This window comes from Methylobacterium sp. E-025 (assembly GCF_022829705.1).
Classification (GTDB): domain Bacteria; phylum Pseudomonadota; class Alphaproteobacteria; order Rhizobiales; family Beijerinckiaceae; genus Methylobacterium.
Map to the genome: position 1 here is coordinate 97,496 of NZ_JAKSYR010000116.1, position 24,850 is coordinate 122,345.

19 protein-coding genes, 1 tRNA gene and 1 pseudogene are annotated in these 24,850 nt (G+C 65.6%); 4 read left to right on the forward strand and 17 right to left on the reverse strand.

All coding sequences use genetic code 11. The annotated features are described in order from the left end of the window. The first annotated feature begins 52 nt into the window (after positions 1-52). On the forward strand, positions 53-1,813 hold the full coding sequence (locus tag MKK64_RS17520) for a glycoside hydrolase family 26 protein (protein WP_243936167.1): 1,761 nt from the start codon (positions 53-55) through the stop codon (positions 1,811-1,813). A 280-nt stretch (positions 1,814-2,093) separates the two neighbouring features. On the opposite strand, the gene MKK64_RS17525 is transcribed toward MKK64_RS17520, so the two are convergent. The 4 genes from MKK64_RS17525 to MKK64_RS17540 form a co-directional block, all read right to left on the reverse strand. Further along, positions 2,094-2,897 (reverse strand): ABC transporter permease, encoded by an 804-nt coding sequence (locus tag MKK64_RS17525; RefSeq protein WP_243936168.1) that lies wholly within the window; start codon positions 2,895-2,897, stop codon positions 2,094-2,096. 431 nt (positions 2,898-3,328) lie between these two features. After that, positions 3,329-3,538 carry a hypothetical protein gene (locus MKK64_RS17530; protein WP_243936169.1) on the reverse strand — a complete coding sequence of 70 codons (210 nt, stop codon included), beginning with the start codon at positions 3,536-3,538 and terminating at the stop codon, positions 3,329-3,331. Then, positions 3,535-3,795 carry a hypothetical protein gene (locus MKK64_RS17535; RefSeq protein WP_243936170.1) on the reverse strand — a complete coding sequence of 87 codons (261 nt, stop codon included), beginning with the start codon at positions 3,793-3,795 and terminating at the stop codon, positions 3,535-3,537. The genes MKK64_RS17530 and MKK64_RS17535 overlap by 4 nt, the downstream gene beginning before the upstream one ends. 9 nt (positions 3,796-3,804) lie before the next feature. Beyond that, entirely contained in the window at positions 3,805-5,253 is a 1,449-nt protein-coding gene (locus MKK64_RS17540; protein WP_243936172.1) for a glycoside hydrolase family 55 protein, read from the reverse strand. A 782-nt stretch (positions 5,254-6,035) separates the two neighbouring features. Between MKK64_RS17540 and MKK64_RS17545 the strand changes: the two genes are divergently transcribed. Together MKK64_RS17545 and MKK64_RS17550 are read left to right on the forward strand one after the other, a co-directional pair. Next, positions 6,036-6,404, forward strand: a complete 369-nt coding sequence (locus MKK64_RS17545; RefSeq protein ID WP_243936174.1) for a hypothetical protein — start codon at positions 6,036-6,038, stop codon at positions 6,402-6,404. Between the two features lie 294 nt (positions 6,405-6,698). Continuing rightward, positions 6,699-6,881 (forward strand): DUF3606 domain-containing protein, encoded by a 183-nt coding sequence (locus MKK64_RS17550; protein WP_243936175.1) that lies wholly within the window; start codon positions 6,699-6,701, stop codon positions 6,879-6,881. 158 nt (positions 6,882-7,039) lie between these two features. On the opposite strand, the gene MKK64_RS17555 is transcribed toward MKK64_RS17550, so the two are convergent. The 5 genes from MKK64_RS17555 to rplJ all read right to left on the reverse strand — a co-directional run bounded on the left by MKK64_RS17555 (position 7,040) and on the right by rplJ (position 17,391). Then, complete coding sequence (locus MKK64_RS17555; RefSeq protein WP_243936176.1) at positions 7,040-7,540, reverse strand: hypothetical protein; 501 nt, start codon at positions 7,538-7,540, stop codon at positions 7,040-7,042. Positions 7,541-7,654: 114 nt separating this feature from the next. Continuing rightward, positions 7,655-11,866, reverse strand: a complete 4,212-nt coding sequence (gene rpoC / locus MKK64_RS17560; protein WP_147727147.1) for a DNA-directed RNA polymerase subunit beta' — start codon at positions 11,864-11,866, stop codon at positions 7,655-7,657. Positions 11,867-12,045: 179 nt separating this feature from the next. Beyond that, positions 12,046-16,170: a DNA-directed RNA polymerase subunit beta gene (gene rpoB, locus MKK64_RS17565; protein ID WP_147842157.1), complete on the reverse strand. Its 4,125-nt coding sequence runs from the start codon at positions 16,168-16,170 to the stop codon at positions 12,046-12,048. Positions 16,171-16,438: 268 nt separating this feature from the next. Then, positions 16,439-16,813, reverse strand: coding sequence for a 50S ribosomal protein L7/L12 (gene rplL, locus MKK64_RS17570; RefSeq protein ID WP_147842158.1), 375 nt, complete (start codon positions 16,811-16,813; stop codon positions 16,439-16,441). Positions 16,814-16,872: 59 nt separating this feature from the next. Continuing rightward, complete coding sequence (gene rplJ / locus MKK64_RS17575; protein WP_147727669.1) at positions 16,873-17,391, reverse strand: 50S ribosomal protein L10; 519 nt, start codon at positions 17,389-17,391, stop codon at positions 16,873-16,875. Positions 17,392-18,109: 718 nt separating this feature from the next. On the opposite strand from rplJ, the gene MKK64_RS17580 reads away from it, so the two are divergent. Then, positions 18,110-19,111 (forward strand): acyltransferase family protein, encoded by a 1,002-nt coding sequence (locus MKK64_RS17580; RefSeq protein WP_243936177.1) that lies wholly within the window; start codon positions 18,110-18,112, stop codon positions 19,109-19,111. 24 nt (positions 19,112-19,135) lie between these two features. On the opposite strand, the gene MKK64_RS17585 is transcribed toward MKK64_RS17580, so the two are convergent. The 8 genes and pseudogenes from MKK64_RS17585 to tuf form a co-directional block, all read right to left on the reverse strand. Next, positions 19,136-20,779, reverse strand: coding sequence for a B12-binding domain-containing radical SAM protein (locus MKK64_RS17585; protein WP_147842160.1), 1,644 nt, complete (start codon positions 20,777-20,779; stop codon positions 19,136-19,138). Between the two features lie 222 nt (positions 20,780-21,001). Next, positions 21,002-21,700 (reverse strand): 50S ribosomal protein L1, encoded by a 699-nt coding sequence (gene rplA / locus MKK64_RS17590; RefSeq protein ID WP_147727672.1) that lies wholly within the window; start codon positions 21,698-21,700, stop codon positions 21,002-21,004. 12 nt (positions 21,701-21,712) lie between these two features. Further along, positions 21,713-22,162, reverse strand: coding sequence for a 50S ribosomal protein L11 (rplK, locus tag MKK64_RS17595; RefSeq protein ID WP_147727673.1), 450 nt, complete (start codon positions 22,160-22,162; stop codon positions 21,713-21,715). Between the two features lie 235 nt (positions 22,163-22,397). Continuing rightward, a complete protein-coding gene (gene nusG / locus MKK64_RS17600) occupies positions 22,398-22,931 on the reverse strand; it encodes a transcription termination/antitermination protein NusG (RefSeq protein ID WP_147727676.1) in 534 nt (177 codons plus the stop codon). 60 nt (positions 22,932-22,991) lie between these two features. Next, positions 22,992-23,288 carry a preprotein translocase subunit SecE gene (secE, locus tag MKK64_RS17605; RefSeq protein ID WP_147727674.1) on the reverse strand — a complete coding sequence of 99 codons (297 nt, stop codon included), beginning with the start codon at positions 23,286-23,288 and terminating at the stop codon, positions 22,992-22,994. 182 nt (positions 23,289-23,470) lie between these two features. Continuing rightward, positions 23,471-23,547: transfer RNA gene (locus MKK64_RS17610), tRNA-Trp, on the reverse strand. Positions 23,548-23,609: 62 nt separating this feature from the next. Continuing rightward, positions 23,610-24,521 (reverse strand): hypothetical protein, encoded by a 912-nt coding sequence (locus MKK64_RS17615; RefSeq protein ID WP_243935004.1) that lies wholly within the window; start codon positions 24,519-24,521, stop codon positions 23,610-23,612. A 191-nt stretch (positions 24,522-24,712) separates the two neighbouring features. Further along, a pseudogene (gene tuf, locus MKK64_RS17620) lies at positions 24,713-24,850 on the reverse strand (elongation factor Tu); the annotation flags it as partial.

Genomic DNA, 24,850 nt, shown 5'->3' on the forward strand with positions numbered 1-24,850 from the left:
AAATTAATAATTCAGTGATGGCTGTAAGATGCAGAAGTTTTGAGCGCGTCCTATGACTCAGATCGGTATTTACCAAAGTCAAGATCCCACCAAGGTTGTAGCCTATACACAGTGGGCCGGGCAGCAGCCGGACAACGTACTAAACTACCTCAACAACGACAGCTGGGCGGCGTTTGCCAGTTCCGTGCCGTGGCAGGTTCAGCGGTGGCAGCACGTTGGCATCTCAAGCATCTGGTCGGTTCCCCTCACCGTTTGGGGCACATCGCTGGAGCAGGTCGCGACCGGGGCTTACGACAATTACTTCCACGCAGCCGCGCAGGCGCTCGCCCAGACGATGCCGAGCAAGGACGGGAACATCTACATCCGTCTGGGATGGGAGTTCAATGGCGGCTGGATGCCATGGGCGGCACAGGGCCACGAGGCCGCGTTCATCAAGTCCTTCCAGGACGTCGTCGACGTCTTCCGCGGCGTCTCGGACAAGTTCAAGTTCGTCTGGGACGTGAACGAAGGTGGGAGCACGATCGACCCGGCCAAGGCCTATCCAGGCGACCACTATGTCGACGTGGTCGGCATGGATACCTACTACAACAAGGCCTACAATTCGGCGGATCCCGCGAAGGCCTTTCAGGACAAAGTTGTGGAACCCTACGGCCTTCAATGGCAGCAGGACTTCGCCGCGGCGCACGGCAAACCGACCGCCATCTCCGAATGGGGCGTTCAAACCGACGATTCCGCGCCCTTCGTCAAGGCGATGGCCGACTGGATGTCCAGCCACCACATGGTCTACGGAAATTACTGGGATTCCAACGATGCCGGCTTCGCCGGGCAGCTCGATTCCGGCGCCAGTCCTAACACAGCGGCGGCGTATCTTAAATACTTTACAAATCAATCCGCGGGTATGAATTTTGATTTTTTCTTCTCAAATGCTCGTTTTGACTTCAGTCAAGGGCTTAGCTCGATGATAGCACCCGATGGAACGGTGAATGACCTATCAAATGTTCATCAAATCAATTTTACGGATGGTAGCATAATTAAAAGCACAGTATATAGTTTGGTAAACGACATATTCTATCTTGCTAATAACAAAGATATTTGGAATGCACATGTTGATGCAAACGTTCATTACAACAACAATGGATGGCATGAAGGCCGAGATCCGAACCCGTTTTTCTCGACCATTGGTTACCTTGCTGCTAACGCCGACGTGCGTGCTGCTGGAATTAACCCGTTAACTCATTACGACGGCAACGGCTGGAAAGAAGGGCGTGATCCGGCAGCTGACTTTGACAACGAGTTGTACCTGGCGCGAAATCCGGACGTGAAGGCGGCTGGGACGGATCCGCTGCAGCATTACCTTCAGTATGGACAGGCGGAGGGCCGACAAGCTTATACTGCAATCGGAAAAGTCTCTGATCTTGGCACCCATCCCGGCTTTGACGCAGAGTACTACCTATTGTCGAACGTAGATGTGGCGAAGGCAGCGATTGCAGCAGGCGGCGACAGCTTCGCCTTCGCCTATCAGCATTATGAGACTTACGGATGGCACGAGGGGCGCAACCCAAACGCGGTGTTCGACGTGAAGGGTTACCTAGCGGCGTACGGGGACGTGAAGGCAGCCAACATTGATCCGCTCACTCACTATGACCTCTACGGCTGGCGTGAAGGTCGAGACCCCTCGGCTAGCTTCGATACTAAAGCCTACGAAAGCCACTACACGGATGTAGCCAAGGCCGGTATGGATCCGATGCTGCACTACCTGCAGTACGGGGGCATCGAGGGTCGACCATCCTTTAACGATTGGCATTTCGGCTGAAACCGAGAGGGCGGCTCAACTAACGACTAGCCTTCCAGCTGATTGCGCGGAGGACTTCAGCCTCTCAGACTAGGTTGCGGCTTAACTGCGCCAGCCCTCGACGCCGCCTCGCGCATCTTCTCCCAGCGCGGCCCGGTCATGCCGAGGCATGGCGACGTAATTGGTTCATCGAGGTATCCGACCGGCGGATACGGATAACGCCCCGTACGCCAAAGGCTACAAATATGCAGATGTTGCAATATAAATAGGCCCATTTTATGTGAACGACCTGACTTCAGAGCTAGATTATCTTTCGAACGACGTGCTTTTCCAACAGTAGTCCGATCATTAGGAGCGCAAGTGAAAACAGCATAATGTATGAATAATCGATTGTTACCGGCATATCGGGATAATATCCGAGCCTAACCCATTCGATAATGCCGACGACAGGGTTATATTTAAGAACGTTGTAAATCTGATCCGGCAGAAAATTCGGCAGGAACATGACGCCGCTCGTGATGTAAATCACAACGGTGAACAGGATGCTTCCCATCATCCAGGCCGGGAAAAAAGCCATGATGCTGACGTTGATCGTCCCGAACCCGATGCCGAGCAGGATGGCTGCAAGATAGCCGCACATCGATGTGAACGGATCGATGGGCACAGGATTGATGCCAGCTATCACCAGGATCGCAGACACCGTGAGCAAACCGAGGAATCCCGTCACGATCTCAACGAGGATACGGGAGAAGATGACGTCGAACAGCTTGACCTGAGGATAGTAGGTCAATGGTCTGTTCGTGTTGACGGCCTTCATGACCTCGCGCGAGACGTACTGGAAGATGAGGGCGGGCACTGCGCCAGTCGCAAAGAACAAGGCTCGACTGTCGCCGATCGGCGCAGGCACGTGGCGCAGGACATAGACGAGCACGAGCATGAAGACGTGCGCCACCGGCCAGAGTACGACGATCATGTAACCCCAATGCGAGCCGCCGAAGCGCGTGCGCATGTCACGCAGTATCAGCGCATGCAGAACGTGGAGGTAGGACTCCATCTGGCTTTTCTCGGGCAATATGGGAACCACTCCCCGGTCGGTCGTGGACATGACGTCTCCTGGTTTTCGTCCGCCGTCATCCGCATCGAAAGCGCCTAAATTATGGGATCGCTAGCGCCTCCGCCCGGGGTACTACGCCGGCCGGACAGCGACGTAGCCGAGCTCGACCAGGGCGCGCATCGACTTCAAGTGGGCTGAGGATCGCAGGCCGAGGGGGGTTATCGCGGCGGCGCGCAGAGCTCCAAGAGCACGCCTGCGGACGGCTGGCTTATTCGCCACGCTCGACCCGGTCCGTCAGCGCCCGCGCGGCGATCTGAGCGACCGCAACGCCTTCCTCAGGCGACGGGCGCTTGGTGTTCATCCGGCGCTCGGGCTCAGCGCACACGTAAACGTAGAAGATCTTTGCCCGGCCCGGTCGACCACCTGCACCGATTCCTCCGTGGCCTTGATGCGAAGCGGTAGGGCGAACCAGAGCGCCTCGCTCAATGCCCGGTGCTCGTGTTCTTCTGCCGAGCGAGGAGGGTCAGCAGGTCTACGAGGTCGTCGGCGATCTCCATGTCCAGGCCGGTCTGCGGCACGCCGTTGACGCGCGCCGGCTCGCCAGTCGCGATGTCGTAGAACGTCCAGGCCTCGCCGTTCGGCCGCATGTCGAAGGCCTGGGCTGGTATGTTGCTGTTCGCCGGATCGCTCACGACGCCGCCGGCCGCGCCAGCAGGATCGCGGTCCGCACCATGCCGCGCCGGAAAGTCTCGAATGCGCCGGGCTCGGCCACCGCCTTCCGCGACGGCTCGTGATCCTTCACCGCGGCAGATGGATCGACCGTGTGGCCGCTCGCGAACCGGAACAGGCTCACCGTCGGGTCGCGCATGAACACGTCCACCGCGGTGTTCACCTCGTCGGACGCGATCGTCTTGGCCTTAATAAGGTCGCCGGTCATCGGGTCTGCCATGGGGCGATCTTAGAATGCGGTAGATGCGACTGTAGCATTGTCACCAGCCGTCGCGCCGTTGCTTATCCCAGTCGTCACATTCTTGAAAGACTGCGGATAGAACAGAACTCCAGCTACGCCAATGTTTACGTTAATCCCCTTGTCGAGGTTCGCGAGGCGGTTGCTGCCAATGACCCACTGGAGATTCTGGCGGGAGTACCCTGCGAGGTTGATGCCGATGCGGGCCGTGTGAGTCTGCTTCGAGTTGAAGAACCCATCGCAGACATTATCTGTGACAGACGCGGATCCCCCGTTCCGGTTCATAGGCAGGGTCTGACTAAGATTTATGCACATCGGGAAGGCGGGAATGGCCACCTGACCCACAGGAACGGGGGTCTGAAAAATGTAGTTCTGATTGATGAATACGTGCGAAACGTTAGAAACCTGAACCCCGACCGTGTAGAAGGTGCCTTCGAGTCCCCGAATATCGATGTAGTCTGCCAATCCATCTGACCCGCCGATGGCGTTGATCATGATGTTGCAGGGAGTGCAGTCGATATTGTGAAGGCGGGCGCCCTGCCAGCCGGAAGCGGTCACGGGAGGAAAGAGCACTCCGTTATCGACGTTGCCAAACTGAGAGTTCGTAACATAAAGGGTAGTGGGAGAGTTGGCCCCATCGTAGGTGATTGCGTTTACGCCCCCCCGAAGCGTAGTAGGATCGCCTTGAACGACGATGTGGTTCAGGTGCGAGACGTTGGTCTGATAAAGATAGATCCCGTTGACGTAGTGACCCGGGGCATCCGTTGAGATCGTGACGTGATCCATGTCCACGGACGCTTCGGGCCCATTATAGACGCCACCACCATCGTATTTGATGTAGATTGCAGCCGTTTTGTCGGGCCCCACCACCGATATGATTGCGGCTTGTACGATGATACTCAGATCATGGATTGTGATTTTGTATAGCGGCCCCCGCGATGTCTGCTCATTGATGTAAATCATTGATTGGGAGGTCGCGTAAAGGAACGTGCACATGCGGCGCGTTCCCTTGAAGTGAATGTCTTTCGTACCCTGCACGGTCACGAGGCCGGTGATCTTGAACCGGCCCTGGCACGTCAGCGCTCGGCCGCTGTTCAGGGCGGCCTGCACGGCGGCTGTATCGTCGGCGATCCCGTCGCCGACCGCGCCGAAGCTCTGCAGGGTGGCCGGGATATCGTTCAGGATTTTCGGAAGCTTCCGGCCTCCAACGGAAAACCCATCGACCGAGCCGGTCGAACCCTGGTCGGTGGATGGGAGGTTCAGTGCATCAGGCTGGGAGAAGAACTTGCCGCCCTGCCAGCGGCCGAGCGCGGGACCACCGGGGAGCAGGACTGTCCCGGCTCCATCAATCCTGCCTGGACCCAGGATCTGGTCTGCGCCTGCCGGCACAGTCGCGAGTGACAGTGCGGTAGCGGCGACAAGGAGGCAGGGTACGCGCATCAGGCGAAGGTCCACAGATTTGAGCCGTTCGAATGGAAGGCGGGCTTTTGGTAGTGTAGCGCGCTAAATCGAATGGCACTGCGCGCAGGATCGAGTGTCATCACCTCAACGAGGTGTCGGGGCGCTTGAAGCCCGATTCAATCCGCCCAACTCGACTTTTTTAGAGCCGCTCGGCCTATCGTGCCACGGGGCGGTCAGCGGCGAAAAGCCTTTGGCAAACGCCCTGTAACCCATTGATCTATATACCGAGCCGGATCGCGGTTTTGGCAAAAAGATCGCGCAATTTCAGCGGTTACGCATAGCTTGAGGTGCTAGTCCTGCAAGGGGTGGAGGTTCGAGTCCTCTTGGCCGCACCAACGTTTCGATGTCGTACGTCGAAGCGTCGGTGCATGAAAACGGGTTGTGGGCGGCCGCGCTCTTCGACGACGGCGCCCTTCGCCGCTCACACGAGCCGCATTCGAAAGCGCCCGAACGCCGGGCCCTGATTCTCCGCACGGACATCACGGCTGACTGATAAGCGCTCCTGAAACGCCGATGATCGATAGATCTCGTGCGCGGCCGATGCGTCGCGGCGTCCTGCTGACGTCGTCTATCCTGCGGTCTTGTCCGCCGGCATTTCGGCGCCGCCGGGCGGCGTTCGCCCACCGCGGTCGAGGAAGCTGAACGCTTGCTGCCGACGGGCTTCAGCGTCGGTCCAGCGATACCCTGCCAATCTTCTCCTCGACAGCCGAGACCGGGGCTTCGGCACGATGCCGGCCGCGCGACGTGTCAGGAGATGGGCGATGAAGAAGATTGCTGCCGTCACAGCCGCCGTGCTCTTCGCGGCGAGCGGGCTCGGAACCACCGCAGCCAAGGCTCGGGGCGGCGGTGCCCTCGCGGCCGGCCTGATCGGCGGGCTCGCCGCGGGCGCACTCCTCGGTGCCGCCGCCGCGGAGGCGCACGCGGCGCCCGCCTACGGCTACGCAGATGCGCCCCCCGTGGTGCGCTATCGGCCCGCTCGCGTCGTCCGCGCGTACGACGACGAGGTCGTTTACCGGACGACGCGGGTCGTGCGCTCCGACGCGACGGATCCGGAAGGTTACGGCTATCGTGCCGCCGGATACGGCGACCGCTGGCACTGCGACCGGCCGCACGGCTACGGCGGCTGGTAGCCGAAGAGGCGCCAGGGCCGCCCGAGGGGCGCGGGCAGCCCGCTTGCACCGCTCGGCACATCGCGAGGCGCAGGCCTCGGGCTCCAGCACCCGGGCGGGGCTTCGGCGAAGTCAGGGATGCCCCGTCGAGGCTGAAACCCTTGACCGGTCCCGCCTCACCGCCGAAACATCGCCATCGACCGACCGGTCGTCCCGATCCATCCGCGACGGATCGTGCCCCGGCGCCGTGCCGGCCTGCGTCGCTTATGCCGGGCGGATAAGATCCCGGCGGCGACCCTCTTCTCGAAAGCGACCATGCCAGGCCTCAAGGACAAGCGCGGATTCATCGACAAGGACCGGCTCGATCTCTCCGAACGGAAGGCGGTCGAGTACTGGATGAAGCGCTGGGGCGTGACGCAGGACCAGCTGACCACGGCGCACCGCAAGGCCGGGCGCATGATCAAGGACATCGCCGCCGAGCTCGGCAAGAAGCGCTGAGCGAGCCGGATCGGACGACCCCGTCGCAGGTCCGCGCTGCCTGTGGCCGCACGACAAACCGGCCGACGCCGTTGCGAATGGATCCACCGGGGGGCGGGATCGACCGAAGCCGCCGGAGATCCCCATGGCCGCCCGAGGGCCGGCCGTGAGGGTGTGCGTCAGCCCTCGCTGTCGCGATTGAGGCCGAGGGCCTTCATCAGGTCGCCGATCGGATCGCCCTCCACCGGCTTGCCCGGCTGCGTCGCCGAGGCGACCGGGCTCGGAGCCTGCTGCTCGATCCGGGCCGTGGCCGGCCGGCCGCTCGCATTGGGCTGCGCCACCCTGCGGGCATGGACGTGATCGGCCTTCCGCACCGGACGCGCCTGCGGCTGATCCTCGAGCCCCGACAGGCTCGCCGTCATCGCGACGGGCAGGAGGGTGAAGGAGGCGGGACGCGCCAGCGTCGCTTCCGCCGTCTCGGCCTGCGACGCGCGCGCCGGCGGATCGCTCCAGGCCGTCGCGGCTTCGGCGGACGCGACGACGGAGTGTCCGCGGTGCGTTTCGAAGGCCGGATCGCGCGGATGCAGAACATGCGCGGCGGTGATCAATCCCGTAACGAGCACGGCGGTCGTGAGGATTGTGGACTTGACGTGTTCCATGATCTCAGAACGAACGGCCAAGGTCATGGTTCCGCTTGCCGCGGACCCGGCCTTCGGCCGGCATCGCCCAGCCCCCGAAACGAAAAGGGCGGCCCGCCGGGCCGCCCTTTCGCAGGTCGTGGATCGCTTCGCGGCCTACTCGGCCGCGGCCGAGGGCAGCTCGCCCAGCGGCCGGGCGCCGCTGTCGGACGCCTTCTGCTGGAGGATCATGCTGTCGCGGCGGCGTGCCACCGCGCGGATGTCGGCCACCATCGAGCCGGTGCCCGCGGGGATGAGGGAGCCGACGATGACGTTCTCCTTGAGGCCTTCCAGGTGGTCGATCTTGCCGTTGACCGCGGCTTCCGTGAGGACGCGGGTGGTCTCCTGGAACGAGGCCGCCGAGATAAACGACTTCGTCTGCAGCGACGCCTTGGTGATGCCGAGCAGGACGGGGACGCCCTGGACCGGCTTTTTGCCCTCGGCGAGGAGCTTCTCGTTGACCTCGGTCAGCTCCGTGCGGTCGATCTGGTCGCCCGCCAGGATGTCCGAGTCGCCGCCGTCGGTGATCTCGACCTTCTGCAGCATCTGCCGGACGATGACCTCGATGTGCTTGTCGTTGATCGACACGCCCTGGAGCCGGTAGACCTCCTGGATCTCGTTGACGAGGTAGGCGGCCAGCTCCTCCACGCCCTTGATCGCCAGGATGTCGTGCGGCGCCGGGTTGCCGTCGACGATGTAGTCGCCGAGCTCGACCACGTCCCCGTCCTGAAGGTGGATGTGCTTGCCCTTCGGGATCAGGTACTCGACCGTCTCCGAGCCGTCGTGCGGCGTCAGCGACAGGCGGCGCTTGTTCTTGTAGTCGCGCCCGAAGGCGATGGTGCCCGACTTCTCGGCGATGATCGCGGCGTCCTTCGGGCGCCGCGCCTCGAACAGCTCCGCCACCCGCGGCAGACCGCCGGTGATGTCGCGGGTCTTGGCCGAGTCGGTGGAGACGCGGGCGAGGATGTCGCCGGCCTTCACCGAGCCGCCCGGGTCGTAGCCGATGATGGCGTCGACCGGCAGGAAGTAGCGGGCGTCCGAGCCGCGCGGCAGCTTGACCGGCTTGCCCTCGGCATCGACGACCACCATCGCCGGCTTGAGGTCCGAGGTGCGCGCCGAGCCGCGCCAGTCGATGACGACGCGCTTGGCGATGCCGGTCGACTCGTCGGTGGTCTCGGTGATCGACTGGCCGTCGACCATGTCCTCGTACATCACCACGCCGTCCGTCTCGGTGATGATCGGGCGGGTGTAGGGGTCCCACTCGGCGATGCGCTGGCCGCGCTTGACCTTGTCGCCGTCGTCGACCCGCAGGCGCGCGCCGTATTGGAGGCGGTGCACCGCCCGCTCCGTGCCGTCGGCGCCGACGATCACCACCGCCACGTTGCGGCCGGTGGCGATCAGGTCGCCGTCCGAGTTCTTGGCGATCGCGCGGTTGCGGATCTTGATCGTGCCCTCGAAGCTCGACTCGATGAAGGACGAATCCGCGATCTGCGCCGCGCCGCCGATGTGGAAGGTGCGCATGGTGAGCTGGGTGCCCGGCTCGCCGATCGACTGCGCCGCGATGACGCCGACGGCCTCGCCCATGTTGACGGGCGTGCCACGGGCGAGGTCGCGCCCGTAGCAGGTGGCGCAGACGCCCTGGCGGGTCTGGCAGACCAGCACCGAGCGGATCTTCACCTCCTGGATCCCGGCCGCCTGGATGGCGGGCAGGTGGCGCTCCTCGATGGTCTCGCCCGTCTTGACGATGACCGTGCCGTCCTGGGCAACGAGATCCTCCGCCGTGGCGCGGCCGAGGATGCGGATCGCCAGCGTCGCGACGACCTGGCCGGCATCGATGATGGCGCGCATCTTGATGCCGTTGGTGGTGCCGCAATCGACCTCGCGGATGACCGCGTCCTGCGCCACGTCGACGAGGCGGCGGGTCAGGTAGCCGGAGTTGGCGGTCTTCAACGCCGTGTCCGCGAGGCCCTTGCGGGCGCCGTGGGTGGAGTTGAAGTACTCGAGCACGTCGAGGCCTTCCTTGAAGTTCGAGATGATCGGCGTCTCGATGATCTCGCCCGAGGGCTTGGCCATCAGGCCGCGCATCGCCGCGAGCTGCTTCATCTGCGCCGGCGAGCCGCGCGCACCGGAATGGCTCATCATGTAGATCGAGTTGATCTGCTTGTCGGCGCCCTGGTCGTCCTTCTGGACGGTCGAGATCCGGAGCATCATCTCGGCGGCGAGCTTGTCTGAGCACTTGGCCCAGGCGTCGACGACCTTGTTGTACTTCTCGCCCTGGGTGATCAGGCCGTCGTTGTACTGCTGCTCGTAGTCCTTCACCAGCGTGCGCGTGGTGTCGACGATGGTCCACTTGTTCTCCGGCACGACCATGTCGTCCTTGCCGAACGAGATGCCGGCCTTGAACGCGTGGTTGAAGCCAAGCGCCATGATGCGGTCGCAGAAGATCACCGACTCCTTCTGACCGCAGTGGCGGTAGACGGTGTCGATCATCGACGAGATCTCCTTCTTGGTCATCAGCTTGTTGACGACGTCGAAGGGCACCTTGGCGTGCAGCGGCAGCGCGCCGGACAGGATCACCCGGCCGGGCGTGGTGTCGTAGGTCTTGGTCAGCGGCTCGCCGTCGGGGCCGATGCCCTTCCAGCGCCACTTGATCTTCGAGTGCAGCTTCACCGACTTGGCGGCCAGGGCGTGCTCGAGCTCGCCCATGTCGCCGTAGACGCCCTGCATCGGGTTGGTCTTGTGGTCGGGCTGGAACGCGCCGACCAGGCCCTCGCCGACGATGGAGAGGTAGTACAGGCCGAGCACGATGTCCTGCGAGGGCACGATGATCGGCTGGCCGTTGGCCGGGTGCAGGATGTTGTTGGTCGACATCATCAGGACGCGCGCCTCCAGCTGAGCCTCGAGGCTCAGGGGGACGTGCACGGCCATCTGGTCGCCGTCGAAGTCGGCGTTGAACGCGGCGCAGACCAGCGGGTGCAGCTGGATCGCCTTGCCCTCGATTAGCTTCGGCTCGAACGCCTGGATGCCGAGGCGGTGGAGCGTCGGCGCGCGGTTGAGCATCACCGGGTGCTCGCGGATCACCTCGTCGAGGATGTCCCAGACTTCGGGCTTCTCCTTCTCGACGAGCTTCTTGGCCTGCTTGACGGTGGCCGAGAAGCCCTTGGCGTCGAGGCGCGCGTAGATGAACGGCTTGAACAGCTCGAGCGCCATCTTCTTCGGCAGGCCGCACTGGTGCAGCTTCAGCTCGGGGCCGACCACGATGACCGAGCGGCCCGAATAGTCGACGCGCTTGCCGAGCAGGTTCTGGCGGAAACGGCCCTGCTTGCCCTTGAGCATGTCGGCGAGCGACTTCAGCGGGCGCTTGTTGGCGCCGGTGATGACGCGGCCGCGGCGGCCGTTGTCGAACAGCGCGTCGACCGCCTCCTGCAGCATCCGCTTCTCGTTGCGGATGATGATGTCGGGCGCGCGCAGCTCGATGAGACGCTTGAGGCGGTTGTTGCGGTTGATCACGCGACGGTAGAGGTCGTTCAGGTCCGACGTGGCGAAGCGGCCGCCGTCGAGCGGAACCAGCGGGCGCAGGTCCGGCGGGATCACGGGGACGACGGTCAGGATCATCCACTCGGGCTTGTTGCCCGACATCTGGAACGCCTCGATGATCTTGAGGCGCTTCAGGAGCTTCTTCGGCTTCAGCTCGGAGGTCGTGGTGGCGATCTCCTCGCGCAGCGAGTCGGCGATGCCGTCGAGGTCGAGCTCCTGCAGGATGCGCCGGATCGCCTCGGCGCCGATCATCGCCGTGAACGAATCCTCGCCGTACTCCTCCTGGGCGCGCAGGTACTCCTCCTCCGACAGGAGCTGGCGCTCCTTGAGGGGGGTGAGGCCCGGCTCGATGACGCAGTAGGACTCGAAGTAGAGGATCCGCTCGAGGTCCTTGAGCGGCATGTCGAGCAGCAGGCCGATGCGGCTCGGCAGCGACTTCAGGAACCAGATGTGGGCGACCGGGGCGGCGAGCTCGATGTGGCCCATGCGGTCGCGCCGCACGCGCGCGAGGGTGACCTCGACGCCGCACTTCTCGCAGATGACGCCCTTGTACTTCATGCGCTTGTACTTGCCGCACAAGCACTCGTAGTCCTTGATCGGCCCGAAGATGCGGGCGCAGAACAGGCCGTCACGCTCCGGCTTGAAGGTCCGGTAGTTGATCGTCTCGGGCTTCTTGATCTCGCCGTAGGACCACGAGAGGATCTTTTCGGGGCTGGAGATCGAGATCTTGATCTGGTCGAAGCTCTGGGGCTGAGCCTGCTGGTTGAAAAGGTTCATGACCTCTTGGTTCATGATCCGCTCCTTGCTTGACGGGAACGCGCGCCCTGCGCCGGCGCCGTCCACGTCCTGAAATCAACTCGGCGCCGCGCCCTTCAAAGGCGCCGCTGGCCGTCGGCCCGTCCGGAGGCTCCGCCCCTCCCCGCTCGAACCGTGCCGGCATTGGCGCCGGCACGGGAGGTGTCTTGTTTCGGCTACTCGGCCGCGTCGGCCGGCGGCTCCAGGGCGTCGTTGGCGGCCTTCTTGGACGAGGTCAGCTCGACGTTGAGGCCGAGCGACCGCATCTCCTTCACCAGCACGTTGAAGCTCTCCGGGATGCCGGCCTCGAAGGTGTCGTCGCCGCGGACGATCGCCTCGTAGACCTTGGTGCGGCCGGCCACGTCGTCCGACTTCACCGTGAGCATCTCCTGCAGCGTGTAGGCCGCACCGTAGGCCTCCAGCGCCCAGACCTCCATCTCGCCGAAGCGCTGCCCGCCGAACTGCGCCTTTCCGCCGAGCGGCTGCTGGGTGACCAGCGAGTACGGGCCGATCGAGCGGGCGTGGATCTTGTCGTCCACGAGGTGGTGGAGCTTCAGCATGTAGATGTAGCCCATCGTCACCTTGCGGTCGAAGGCCTCGCCGGTGCGCCCGTCGTAGAGCGTCGACTGGGCCGACCGGTCGAGCCCGGCCATCTCCAGCATGGTCTCGATGTCGGCTTCCTTGGCGCCGTTGAACACCGGGGTCGCCATCGGCACGCCGCGGCGCACGTTGTTGGCGGCCTCGGCCATGTCCTCGTCCGACAGGCCTTCCAGCTCCGACGGGGAGTAGATAGCCTGCATCTCCTCCTTCAGCGGGCCGATGTCCTGGCTCTTCAGGTAGGCGTCGACCGCCTTGCCGACCTTGCGGCCGAGGCCGGCCGCGGCCCAGCCGAGGTGCGTCTCGAGGATCTGGCCGACGTTCATGCGCGAGGGCACGCCGAGCGGGTTGAGCACGATGTCGGCATGCGTCCCGTCCTCCAGGAACGGCATGTCCTCGATCGGCACGATCCGCGAGACCACGCCCTTGTTGCCGTGGCGGCCGGCCATCTTGTCGCCCGGCTGGATCTTGCGCTTCACCGCGACGAAGACCTTGACCATCTTCATCACGCCGGGGGGCAGCTCGTCGCCGCGCTGCAGCTTCTCGACCTTGTCGAGGAAGCGCTGCTCGAGGCGCTTCTTCGACTCGTCGTACTGCTTCTGCATCGCCTCCATCTCGGTCATGAGACGGTCCTCGACGACGGCGAACTGCCACCATTGCGAGCGCGGGTACTCGTTGATGAGCTCACGCGTCAGCGTGGTCTCCTTCTTGAAGCCCTTCGGCCCGGCGATCGGCGCCTGGCCGATCAGCACGCCCGAGAGGCGGGCGTAGGTGTTGCGGTCCAGGATCGCCTGCTCGTCGTCGCGGTCCTTGGCGAGGCGCTCGATCTCCTCGCGCTCGATCGCCTGGGCGCGCTCGTCCTTGTCGACGCCGTGGCGGTTGAACACCCGGACCTCGACGATCGTGCCGGTCACGCCCGGGGGGACCCGGAGCGAGGTGTCGCGCACGTCGGACGCCTTCTCGCCGAAGATCGCGCGGAGGAGCTTCTCCTCCGGCGTCATCGGGCTCTCGCCCTTCGGCGTGATCTTGCCGACGAGGATGTCGCCGGCATGGACCTCGGCGCCGATGTAGACGATGCCGGCCTCGTCGAGGTTCTTCAGAGCCTCCTCCGAGACGTTCGGGATGTCGCGGGTGATCTCCTCCGGGCCCAGCTTGGTGTCGCGGGCCATCACCTCGAACTCCTCGATGTGGATCGAGGTGAACACGTCATCCTTCACGATCCGCTCGGAGAGCAGGATCGAGTCCTCGAAGTTGTAGCCGTTCCACGGCATGAACGCGACGAGGACGTTGCGGCCGAGCGCGAGCTCGCCGAACTCGGTGGACGGGCCGTCGGCGATGATCTCGCCCTTCTTCACCGGCTCTCCGACGCGAACCAGCGGCTTCTGCGTGATGCAGGTCGACTGGTTGGAGCGCTGGAACTTCTGCAGGCGGTAGATGTCGACGCCGGGCTTGGTGGCGTCGGCCTCCTCCGTCGCGCGGATGACGATGCGGGTGGCGTCCACCTGGTCGACGATGCCGGAGCGGCGGGCGGCGATGGCGGCGCCGGAGTCGCGGGCGACCACGGCCTCCATGCCGGTGCCGACGAACGGCGCGTCGGCGCGCACCAGCGGCACCGCCTGCCGCTGCATGTTCGAGCCCATCAGCGCGCGGTTGGCGTCGTCGTTCTCGAGGAACGGGATCAGCGCCGCGGCGACCGACACGAGCTGCTTCGGCGACACGTCCATCAGGTCGACGCGCTCCGGCCCGACGACGATCACGTCGCCGGCGCGGCGGCAGACCACCAGCTCCTCGGTGAGCTTCTTGTTCTCGTCCATCTGCGCGTTGGCCTGGGCGACGTAGTACTTCGCCTCCTCCATCGCGGAGAGGTACGAGACCTCGTTGGTGACGACGCCGTCCTTGACCCGGCGGAACGGGGTCTCGATGAAGCCGTACTTGTTCACCCGCGCGAAGGTCGCGAGCGAGTTGATCAGGCCGATGTTCGGGCCTTCCGGCGTCTCGATCGGGCAGATGCGGCCGTAATGGGTCGGGTGCACGTCGCGCACCTCGAAGCCGGCGCGCTCGCGGGTCAGGCCGCCCGGGCCGAGCGCCGAGAGGCGGCGCTTGTGCGTCACCTCGGAGAGCGGGTTGGTCTGGTCCATGAACTGCGACAGCTGCGACGAGCCGAAGAACTCGCGCACCGCGGCCGCCGCGGGCTTGGCGTTGATCAGGTCCTGCGGCATCACCGTGTCGATGTCGACCTGGGACATGCGCTCGCGGATGGCGCGCTCCATGCGGAGCAGGCCGAGGCGGTACTGGTTCTCCATCAGCTCGCCGACCGAGCGCACCCGGCGGTTGCCGAGGTGGTCGATGTCGTCGATCTCGCCCTTGCCGTCGCGCAGCTCGACGAGCGCCATGACGACCGCCAGCATGTCCTCCTTGCGGAGCGTGCGGACGGTGTCCTCGGCGTCGAGGTCGAGGCGCATGTTCATCTTCACGCGGCCGACGGCGGACAGGTCGTAGCGCTCGCTGTCGAAGAACAGCGAGTGGAACATGGCCTCGGCCGTCTCCAGGGTCGGCGGCTCGCCCGGGCGCATGACGCGGTAGATGTCGAACAGCGCGCCTTCGCGGGCGGAGTTCTTGTCCACGGCGAGCGTGTTGCGGATGTAGGGGCCGATGTTGACGTGGTCGATGTCGAGCACCGGGATCTCGGCGACGCCGACTTCCTCGAGGCTCTTGAGCAGCTTCTCGGAGATCTCCTCGCCGGCCTCGGCCCAGATCTCGCCGGTGTTCACATCGACGAGGTCCTCGGCGACGTACTGGCCGACCAAGTCCTCGTCGGTCGCCTTGAGGAACTTGGTCCCCTTCTCGGCGATCTGGCGGGCGTTGCGGGCGTTGAGCTTCTTGCCGGTCTCGAGCACGACCTCGCCGGAATCGGCGTCGATCAGGTCGACCGAGGCCTTGAAGCCCTTCAGCCGCTCGGCGTCGAACGGCACGCGCCAGTCGGCGCCGTCCCGGTCGTAGACGACCTTGTTGTAGAAGGTCGACAGGATCTCCTCGCCGGACAGCCCGAGCGCGTAGAGCAGCGACGTCACCGGCAGCTTGCGCTTCCGGTCGATGCGGACGTGCACGATGTCCTTGGCGTCGAACTCGACGTCGAGCCAGGAGCCGCGATACGGGATGATCCGGGCGGCGAACAGCAGCTTGCCCGAGGAGTGGGTCTTGCCCTTGTCGTGGTCGAAGAACACGCCCGGGGAGCGGTGCATCTGCGAGACGATGACGCGCTCGGTGCCGTTGACGATGAAGGTGCCGTTCTCCGTCATCAGGGGCATGTCGCCCATGTAGACGTCCTGCTCCTTGATGTCCTTGACCGACTTGGCCGCCGTGTCGGGATCGACGTCGAACACGATCAGCCGCAGGGTCACCTTCAGCGGGGCCGCGAAGGTGATGCCGCGCTGGCGGCACTCGTCGACGTCGTATTTCGGCTGCTCGAACGTGTAGCGGACGAATTCGAGGAGCGCCGTCGAGGAGAAGTCCGAGATCGGGAACACGCCCCGGAACACGCTCTGCAGGCCCTCGTCGCCGCGGCCGCCCTCGGGCTCGTCCATCATCAGGAACTGGTCGTAGGACGCCTTCTGAACCTCGATGAGGTTCGGCATCTCGGCGACTTCCTTGATCTTACCGAAGAACTTCCGAATGCGCTTGCGACCGACCAGCGTATTGGCCATGTGACCTCGCTCCACCATCTTCGCGTCCTGGTCGCCCGGGGAAGTCTCGCCGACTCCCGCGCCGGGCCATGGCTCGCGTCCCGCCGGACCGCGCCACCCGAATTCATGATCTCGATCGGCTCGTTCCAAGCCGGGACCCGTCTCAGGGTCCGCCGGCCGCCGAAGCGGCCTCAGCCCGCGGGTGCGAACACCCGCGGGCTGCGGTCACGCCCGGCTCCTGAGGGAACCGGCCGCGCGGTGACGGGCCGGGGATCGGCCCATCGTCGGCTTACTTGAGCTCGACCTTGGCGCCGGCCTTCTCGAGCTGCGCCTTGAGCTTCTCGGCCTCGTCCTTGGCGACCGACTCCTTGACGGCCTTCGGGGCGCCCTCGACGAGGTCCTTGGCTTCCTTGAGGCCGAGGCCGGTGATCGCGCGGACCTCCTTGATGACCTCGATCTTCTTGTCGCCGGCGGCGGTGAGCATGACAGTGAACTCGGTCTGCTCCTCGGCGGCGGCAGCCGGGCCGGCAGCCGGGCCGGCAGCCACGGCGACGGCGGCGGCGGCCGAGACGCCCCACTTCTCCTCGAGCATCTTGGCGAGGTCGGCGGCCTCGAGAACGGTCAGCGACGACAGGTCGTCGACGAGCTTGGCAAGATCAGCCATGGTGATGATCCTCTAACGATATCGGTGTGAAGGGATGGGTTTGAAAGGGGAAACGACCGTCAGGCCGCTTCGTCCTTGGTGGCATAGGCTCCGAACACGCGGGCGAGCTTGGCCGCCGGCGCATTGACGACCTGGGCGATCTTGGTCGCGGGAGCCTGGACGAGGCCCACGATCTTGGCGCGCAGTTCGTCGAGGGACGGGAGCGAGGCGAGGGCCTTCACGCCGTCCGGGTTCAGAGCGGTCGCGCCCATGGCGCCGCCGAGGATCACGAGCTTGTCGTTGGCCTTGGCGAAATCCACCGCCACCTTGGCGGCCGCGACCGGATCGCTCGAATAGGCGAGCAGGGTCGGGCCCTTCAGGAGGGGCTTGATGGAGGCGACGTCCGTGCCATCGAGAGCGATGCTGGCGAGGCTGTTCTTCGCGACCTGCACGGTGGCGCCGGCGAGCTTCATCTGCGAACGCAGCTTCTGCATCTCGGCGACCGTGAGGCCTTTGTAGTGGGCCACGACGACGACGGCGCTCTTTGCGAACACGCCGTTGAGCGTCGAGACGAGATCAGCTTTTGCTGTCCTGTCCACTGGGGCTCTCTCCGGTTGGGCGGAACCCGAGAATGGGTCCGCCGGTTGCACGTGCCGCCCGGGACGGATCTTCGGCCTCATGGAAGCCGAAAACGTCCTGGACGACGCTTCACGGCCCTGTCCCCCGGTGCCGCCCCCGCGAGGGGTGCGATGCCTAAGGGCTGAGATGGTTCAAACCGATGCCTTCACGCCGTCCCTCATCGGTCGGGCGCTTCGAAAATGCGGTCTTCCCCGTCTGTGCAGGCTGGTGGATTAAGCCGGCGAACCGGCACCTGCAGTCTCGGACAGGACATGGCCGGACGCGGCCCTCAGAGGTTTTCACCCCTCAGGTCCTGCCGGCCATCGACGCCCGGTCACCCAGGCGGCGTCTCGATACGGAACCCGACCGGGCGGACGGGCTCCCTGAACAAACATGAAAATTGCGTGGAGCGCGGTGTATAGAGCCAAGCAAGCCGCCTGCCAAGGGCCGAGACGCGACTTTTCCGACTTAGGCAAACGCGCGGTGTCCTCGGGTGACCGATCCTATCCGAGCCGGTCGATGGCTCCGAGCGGCTTCTCGGACGGACTCTGCGTTGGATTTGCGATTCGGTGCGGATGGTTGGCCTTCGCCGACGCTTGATAAGCTCTCCACCGGGCTGCCGGATTTCGACCGATTGCGCTGAAGGTTCGGGCGTCGTCATGGCCGTGTGCCGCGCAGCCCTACCTCGAGGCGAGTCCCATGCAGCGCGTACAACGGCAGGACTGGATCGACGTCGCGCGCGGCATCGGGATCATTCTGGTCGTGTTCGGCCACGTCCTCCGGGGAACCGTCAAGGCGGGGATCGTGCCAGACACATCCGCGACCCAGTGGGTGGATTTCGGTCTGTACACCTTCCACATGCCGCTGTTCTTCTTCCTGGCCGGACTGAACCTGCCCGGCAGCCTGCGACGCGGACGGGTGCCGTTTCTCCAAGCCAAGCTCTGGACGATCGGCCTTCCCTACGTGATCTGGACGTTCATCCAGGGCAGCGTGATGATCCTGCTGGCGCAGGACATCAACACGCAGGTCGCTCCCGCCGACCTTCTCGCCTTCCCGTACCGTCCCCTCGGACCGCTTTGGTTTCTCTACGCCCTTCTGATCTGCCACGTGCTGGCCGCCATGATTCCCGATCGCAGACTGTTCGCCGCCATCGCGGCGGCGGGATTCGTGATCTTCTTTCGGCTCCCGGAGGTTCCAAGCCTCGCGCTGACCCTGCACAACCTTCCGTTCTATCTCGCAGGTGCCTATGCCGGGCACGCCCTGGCGGCTTGGCGGACGCCGGTGAGCCTGTCGGGGATCGCACTCATCTGGACGGGCTTCGCCCTGGCGGTCGTGGGGGCCTGGACGGTCTCCGGCTTCAGCCCGATGGCGCTAGCGGCGCTACCTGCCTGTTGTCTCGGCATTCTCGGCGTCGTGTGGGTGAGTAAGCGTATCGGTGGCGGCGCGCTCGCCACGGTCGGCCTGCTCTCGCTCTCGATCTTCGTCATGCACTCGCTGGCCGCGGCCGGCCTGCGCGTGGCCATGACGCGCCTTCACGTTCCGCCCGACCCCATGGTCTACCTGATCTCGGGGACGGCCTTCGGCATCCTGGGCCCGATGCTCGCACATCGGCTCCTCGCCCGATGGAACACGCTGTCGGTGTTGGGGCTCGGAGCGCCGGCATGGCGCGACCGCGTCGCCGTCTCGGACACAGCCCGGTAACGTCTCGACGGTCGGCCCGCTCGGTTAGGCTGCCTCGCGCTCCGGCACGAAGCGCTTGCGCGCGTTCTCCCACCACGAGCGCTGCCGCGCCGCCTCGGTCTCGGCGGCCTTGGCCGCGTAGAACGAGGCGTTGTGCTCGCCGCGCAGGGCCTCGCGGGTGAAGCGGATCAGGTGGTGGGCGACGAAGCCCATGTTGAACACCGCCTCGATCTGCCCACGCCTCAGGGCGTAGACGGCCGCCGACCAGAACGGCTTGCGGTAATCCGAGAAGATGCCCACCCGGGTGATGATGTTGAACCCGAGGATCAGCCCGCGGCGCAGGTTGGTGAAGGTCAGCTTGCCCTTTGTCGGGGTGACGATGCGATTCGGGTAGGTCGTCGCGCACTGGTGCTTGAAGCGCTCGAAGATCTTCTCCGGCGCGTAGGCGTGCGCGATCGCCCGGCGCCAGCTCGACACCACGGTGTCGTGCGGGCGCTTGAACAGGACGTTCGACTCGAGCGCCGCGTCGTGGACGAGGCGCCCCTCCCGCTGCAGCCGGTCCCAGAGCGGCGTCTTCGGCAGGGCCTGGAGGATGTTGATCGTCAGGACGGGGATGCCCGACTTGTCGATGAAGTCGATCAGGTACTGCTCGGAGGCGTCCGAGTCGGAGTCGAGGCCGAGGATGATGCCCGACGTCACCTCGAGGCCGTAGGAGTTCAGCGTCTCGATCGCGCCGTACATCGGCACGGCGGCGTTGTGGGTCTTGTCGATGCCCTTGAGCGCGTCCTCCTCCGGCGTCTCGATGCCGACGAACACGGTCATGAAGTTCGCCTGCCGCATCAGCTCGAGGATCTCGGGCTGCTTGGCCATGTTGAGGGTCGCCTCGCAGGCGAACTGGAGCGGGTAGTCGTTCTTCTTCTGCCACGCGACGAGGTGCGGGAGCATGTCCCGTGTCGCCTTGCGGTTGGCGATGAAGTTGTCGTCGACGAAGTAGACCACCGCCGGGTGGCCGGGCTGGCTGATGATCGCGTCGAGCTCGGCGCACATCTGCTCGGGGCTCTTCAGCCGCGGCTGGCGCCCGTAGAGCTGCGGGATGTCGCAGAACTCGCAGCGGTAGGGGCAGCCCGAGGAGAATTGCAGCGAGCCGATCAGGTAGCGCTTCAGCGGGGCCGCCTCGTAGGCCGGCGCCGGGAAGTCCGAGAGCGGCAGCCGCTCCTTGGTCTCGAGCCGGACCTGGGACGGGGGCCGCGCCAGGTCGCGGTCGAGGATCGCGACGAGCGCGTCCGTGGCGTCGCCGATCTCGCCCATGTGGAGGTAGTCGAAGTCGGGATACTTCTCGGGGGCGCCGGAGACCGAGGGGCCGCCGAGCACCGTCACCTTGCCCGCGGCGTGCGCGCGCTTGGCGATCTCGTGGATCTGCGGCTCCTGGATGTGCATGCCCGACACGAACACCGCGTCGGCCCAGGCGAACTCCTCAGGGGTGGCGCGCTTGATGTTCTCGTCGACGAACCGGCACTCCCAGGTCTCGGGCATGTAGGCCGAGATCAGCAGCAGGCCCTGGGGCGGCATGAAGGCCTTCACGCCGCCCATCAGCGGGTAGGCGTGGGAGAAGGTCCCGAAGGACGGCGTGTAGGCGGGGAAGACGCACAGGATGCGTCGCTGGGTCTGAACGGAGAGGTTGCATCGCATGGCGCCCTATTTAGCACAGCTGCGACCGTTGGCGCCCCCCTTCGCCGCGGCAATCTGCATCGTGATCGCCGGGTGCGGGGGCCGCTCCGCGGGGCTGTCTGCGCAGGGTCCCGGATCACCCTCGGCCGGCGCTTCGGCTGTCCGGGACCCGGCACGACGCGCAACGAAAAACGCCCGGCCGCAGGGGCCGGGCGCTTCGATCGAGTCGTCGTAGCGGGACGGTCAGGCGCCGAGGACGGAGCCCGGCTCGACCTTCACGCCCGGGCCCATCGTCGAGGTGACGGCGATGCGCTGGATGTAGGTGCCCTTGGAGCCGGCGGGCTTGGCCTTGGCCACCGCGTCGGCGAACGCCTTGATGTTCTCGACGAGCTTGGCCTCGTCGAACGAGACTTTGCCGATGCCGGCGTGGACGATGCCCGCCTTCTCGACGCGGAACTCGACCGAGCCGCCCTTGGCGCCGGCGACCGCGGACTTCACGTCCATGGTGACGGTGCCGACCTTCGGGTTCGGCATCAGGCCGCGGGGGCCGAGCACCTTACCGAGCCGGCCGACGAGCGGCATCATGTCCGGGGTGGCGATGCAGCGATCGAACTCGATCTTGCCGCCCTGGACGATCTCGAGCAGGTCCTCGGCGCCGACGATGTCGGCACCGGCCGCCCGGGCGTCGTCCGCCTTGGCGCCGCGGGCGAACACCGCCACCCGCACCGTCCGGCCGGAGCCGTTGGGCAGGTTGCAGACGCCGCGGACCATTTGGTCGGCGTGGCGCGGGTCGACGCCGAGGTTCATCGAGACCTCGACGGTCTCGTCGAACTTGGCGTTGGCCTTGGCCTTCACCATCGCGATCGCCTCGGCGATCCCGTAGAGCTTGGTCGGGTCGATGCCCTCGCGGGCGGCGCGGATGCGCTTGCCTTCGTGTGCCATGGTGCCCTCCCCTTACGCGGTGACTTCGAGGCCCATGGCCCGCGCGGAGCCACGGATCATCGCGACGGCGGCATCCACCGAATCGCAGTTCAGGTCGGGCATCTTCTTCTCGGCGATCTCGCGAAGCTGCGCCTCGGAGACCTTGCCGACGGTCGGGCCCTTGCCGGGGGTCTTGGAGCCGGAGGCCGGCTTCTTGCCGATCTTCAGGCCCGCGGCCTTCTTCAGGAAGAAGGTGACCGGCGGCTGCTTCATCTCGAAGGTGAAGCTGCGATCCTGGTAGGCCGTGATCACGACCGGGATCGGGGTTCCCTTCTCGATCTGCGCGGTCTTCGCGTTGAAAGCCTTGCAGAATTCCATGATGTTGAGGCCGCGCTGACCGAGCGCGGGACCGATCGGCGGCGACGGGTTGGCGGCGCCGGCCGGGACTTGAAGCTTCACGTAGCCCGTGATCTTCTTCGCCATGGGACTGCTCCCAAATGATTGCGCGCCGCCGGGCTGCCTGAGGCTCGGTCGGACGGGCGGTTGCAGGTCGCGGTGCGGACCGTTGGCCCCGGCGGCGAACCGGGCGGGCCTTCCGCGGGCTTTCGCGAACAGGAAGCAGCGAAGACGGAATGGGCGGGCCGGTGCATCGCATCGGCCGATCCGAAAGGGCGCGGTGCCCTCGATCCGCTATTCGCTCCTCCCGATCCGCTCTACGTCAGGCCTTCTCGACCTGGGCGTATTCGAGTTCCACCGGGGTGGCGCGGCCGAAGATCGACACGGCGACCTTCAGGCGCGAGCGGCTCTCGTCGACTTCCTCGACGGTGCCGTTGAACGAGGCGAAGGGGCCGTCGGCGACGCGGACGGTCTCGCCGATCTCGAAGGAGATCGACGGCTTCGGACGGTCGACGCCCTCGGCGACCTGGCCCTTGATCCGCTCGGCCTCGGCGTCCGGGATCGGCACCGGCTTCGACTTGTCGGCGCCGAGGAAGCCCGTGACCTTCGGGGTATTCTTGATCAGATGGTAGACCTCGTCGGTGAGGTCGCACTTCACCAGCACGTAGCCGGGGAAGAACTTCCGCTCCGCGTCAACCTTGCGGCCGCGGCGGACCTCGACGACCTTCTCGGTCGGGACCATCACCTCCTCGAAGAGGTCCATGAGCCCACGCTGGGCCGCCTGATCCTTGATGGACTGGGCGACCTTGTTCTCGAAGTTCGAGTAGGCGTGGACGATGTACCAGCGCTTCGACACGGTTCTGATCGACTCCTGCATGTTCGCGTCGGGCCGGGGCCCGCGGACGGTGTGTGTTGCCTACAGGCCCAGGATCAGGCCGACGAGGTAGCGAAGGCCCTGATCGACCACCGTGAAGAACAGGCTCGCGACCACCACCATCACGAAGACCATGATCGTGGTGACCGTGGTCTCCTTGCGGGTCGGCCACGTGACCTTGCGGCCCTCGTCGCGCACCTGCCCGAGGAACTCCAGCGGGCCGACGCGCTTCGGCGCGGGCCGGGCCGGCGGAGCGTTGCGCTGCGGCGGCTGGGAAGCCGCGCCGCGGACCGGGCTGCGCGCCGGATCGGCCTTCTTGGTCGCTTCGTTCGATGCCATGGCGTCAGGAACCGGGTTTCGAGAATGACGACGGGTTCGGAAGCTCGCCCGAACGAGCCCGAACCGACAGCCGACATCGATCTCGGAGTGCGCCCGCTCTAGCGCAAGTCGTCGGGGTTGTCGACAGCCGCGGCGCGTCGCGAGCGTCAGGAGCGTGGCGTGGAACGGCAGGAAATGCAGACTGGCAGGAGTGGAGGGACTCGAACCCGCAACCTCCGGTTTTGGAGACCGGCGCTCTGACCAGTTGAGCTACACTCCTATCGCGACGCCCAATGCCCGATCGGGCGCCGGGATGCAAGAGCCGGGAACGCCGGAAATGCGTCACCGACCGTGATCGGCCCGCTCCGTCGCCGTCAGCGGGCGCAGTCCCGTTCGGTCGAAGCGGAAGAGCTCGTCGCTGCGGCCGTAAGGGCCCTTCCGCAGCCGGTCGCGCACCTCCGCGGCGAGGCCGATGCGGGCCTTGCTGTCGGCGGGCCATGCCATCAGCAGGTCGCGGGTCGGGATCGCGACCGTGATGCCATCGGCTTTCAGCGCCGTGCGGATCTCGTCCAGATAGCCGGGCAACATCAACCGCGCGGCGTCGTAGTCATCGCCGGCATTGGTCATGGCGAGGATGGGGATGCCGCCGTCGACCGCGAGGGCGAACGCGGCCTCCTTCGAGGCCGCGGCGAGGTTGGCCAGCGCCGGAACCTCGATGGCGGTTCGGATCGCCGCGGCATCGACGCCCCACCCTTCGAGCATCGGCCGGGTCAGGTAGCGCATCCGGTCCGCCCCATCGATGACGTAGGCCACGACCAGGGTCTCCGAGAAGGTCCGCGTGGCGAGGTCCGGCACCTGGGCGAGGATCGCGCGCGGCAGGAGCTGCGGGCGCAGCTGCGCCCGGATCGCCGCGAGGCTCGGCTCGCCGGGCGACGGCGCCGCGTCCATGTCCTTCAGCGCGGTGGAGAGATACGCCTCGATCATCCGCCGGCGCGCGTCGCCGGCGAGTGGGGCGACCCGCGGATACAGGTTGGTGAGGGCGATCGTGCTGCGGCCGACCAGGATCTGTCCCGGATCACGGTCGCGGCGGATCTCCGCGCCCGGCCGGATCGCCCGCAGGATGGCCGCCACCTCGTCGCGGAAGCGTCCGTCGCTCAGGGCGTCGGCACGGGCCGGGCAAATCAGGATCGCGCTCGCGGCGGCGGCGAGCCACAGGCGGCGCGTCGGCCACGGAAACCCGATGGCGGTGTTCATTCCTGGGGCTCCGCGGCTCGTCGCGGATGGCAGGAAAATAAACCGACGGCTCCCTGTCAAGCTCGGGGTCGGCAGGGAGGGATGGAATGCCGATGTCAGGCGGTGACAACGGGGTCGCGAGCCGATCCCGCGGCCTCCGCGACGAGACACGGCCGGCGGAGACCGCCGGCCGTGCCGAATCGCTCGAGCGACTACGCGTTGATGGCGGCGACGACGCCGGCGCCGACGGTTCGGCCGCCCTCGCGGATGGCGAAGCGCAGCTTCTCCTCCATGGCCACCGGCACGATCAGCGTGACGTCCATGGTCACGTTGTCGCCCGGCATCACCAT

What these genes read in the sequence shown, in the direction of transcription:
- MKK64_RS17520 (WP_243936167.1), top strand. Translation starts at nt 53, where the DNA reads ATGACTCAGATCGGTATTTACCAAAGTCAAGATCCCACCAAGGTTGTA.
- MKK64_RS17525 (WP_243936168.1), bottom strand. Translation starts at nt 2,897, where the DNA reads ATGTCCACGACCGACCGGGGAGTGGTTCCCATATTGCCCGAGAAAAGC.
- MKK64_RS17535 (WP_243936170.1), bottom strand. Translation starts at nt 3,795, where the DNA reads ATGGCAGACCCGATGACCGGCGACCTTATTAAGGCCAAGACGATCGCG.
- MKK64_RS17540 (WP_243936172.1), bottom strand. Translation starts at nt 5,253, where the DNA reads ATGCGCGTACCCTGCCTCCTTGTCGCCGCTACCGCACTGTCACTCGCG.
- MKK64_RS17545 (WP_243936174.1), top strand. Translation starts at nt 6,036, where the DNA reads ATGAAGAAGATTGCTGCCGTCACAGCCGCCGTGCTCTTCGCGGCGAGC.
- MKK64_RS17550 (WP_243936175.1), top strand. Translation starts at nt 6,699, where the DNA reads ATGCCAGGCCTCAAGGACAAGCGCGGATTCATCGACAAGGACCGGCTC.
- rpoC (WP_147727147.1), bottom strand. Translation starts at nt 11,866, where the DNA reads ATGAACCAAGAGGTCATGAACCTTTTCAACCAGCAGGCTCAGCCCCAG.
- rpoB (WP_147842157.1), bottom strand. Translation starts at nt 16,170, where the DNA reads ATGGCCAATACGCTGGTCGGTCGCAAGCGCATTCGGAAGTTCTTCGGT.
- rplL (WP_147842158.1), bottom strand. Translation starts at nt 16,813, where the DNA reads ATGGCTGATCTTGCCAAGCTCGTCGACGACCTGTCGTCGCTGACCGTT.
- MKK64_RS17580 (WP_243936177.1), top strand. Translation starts at nt 18,110, where the DNA reads ATGCAGCGCGTACAACGGCAGGACTGGATCGACGTCGCGCGCGGCATC.
- MKK64_RS17585 (WP_147842160.1), bottom strand. Translation starts at nt 20,779, where the DNA reads ATGCGATGCAACCTCTCCGTTCAGACCCAGCGACGCATCCTGTGCGTC.
- rplA (WP_147727672.1), bottom strand. Translation starts at nt 21,700, where the DNA reads ATGGCACACGAAGGCAAGCGCATCCGCGCCGCCCGCGAGGGCATCGAC.
- rplK (WP_147727673.1), bottom strand. Translation starts at nt 22,162, where the DNA reads ATGGCGAAGAAGATCACGGGCTACGTGAAGCTTCAAGTCCCGGCCGGC.
- secE (WP_147727674.1), bottom strand. Translation starts at nt 23,288, where the DNA reads ATGGCATCGAACGAAGCGACCAAGAAGGCCGATCCGGCGCGCAGCCCG.
- MKK64_RS17615 (WP_243935004.1), bottom strand. Translation starts at nt 24,521, where the DNA reads ATGAACACCGCCATCGGGTTTCCGTGGCCGACGCGCCGCCTGTGGCTC.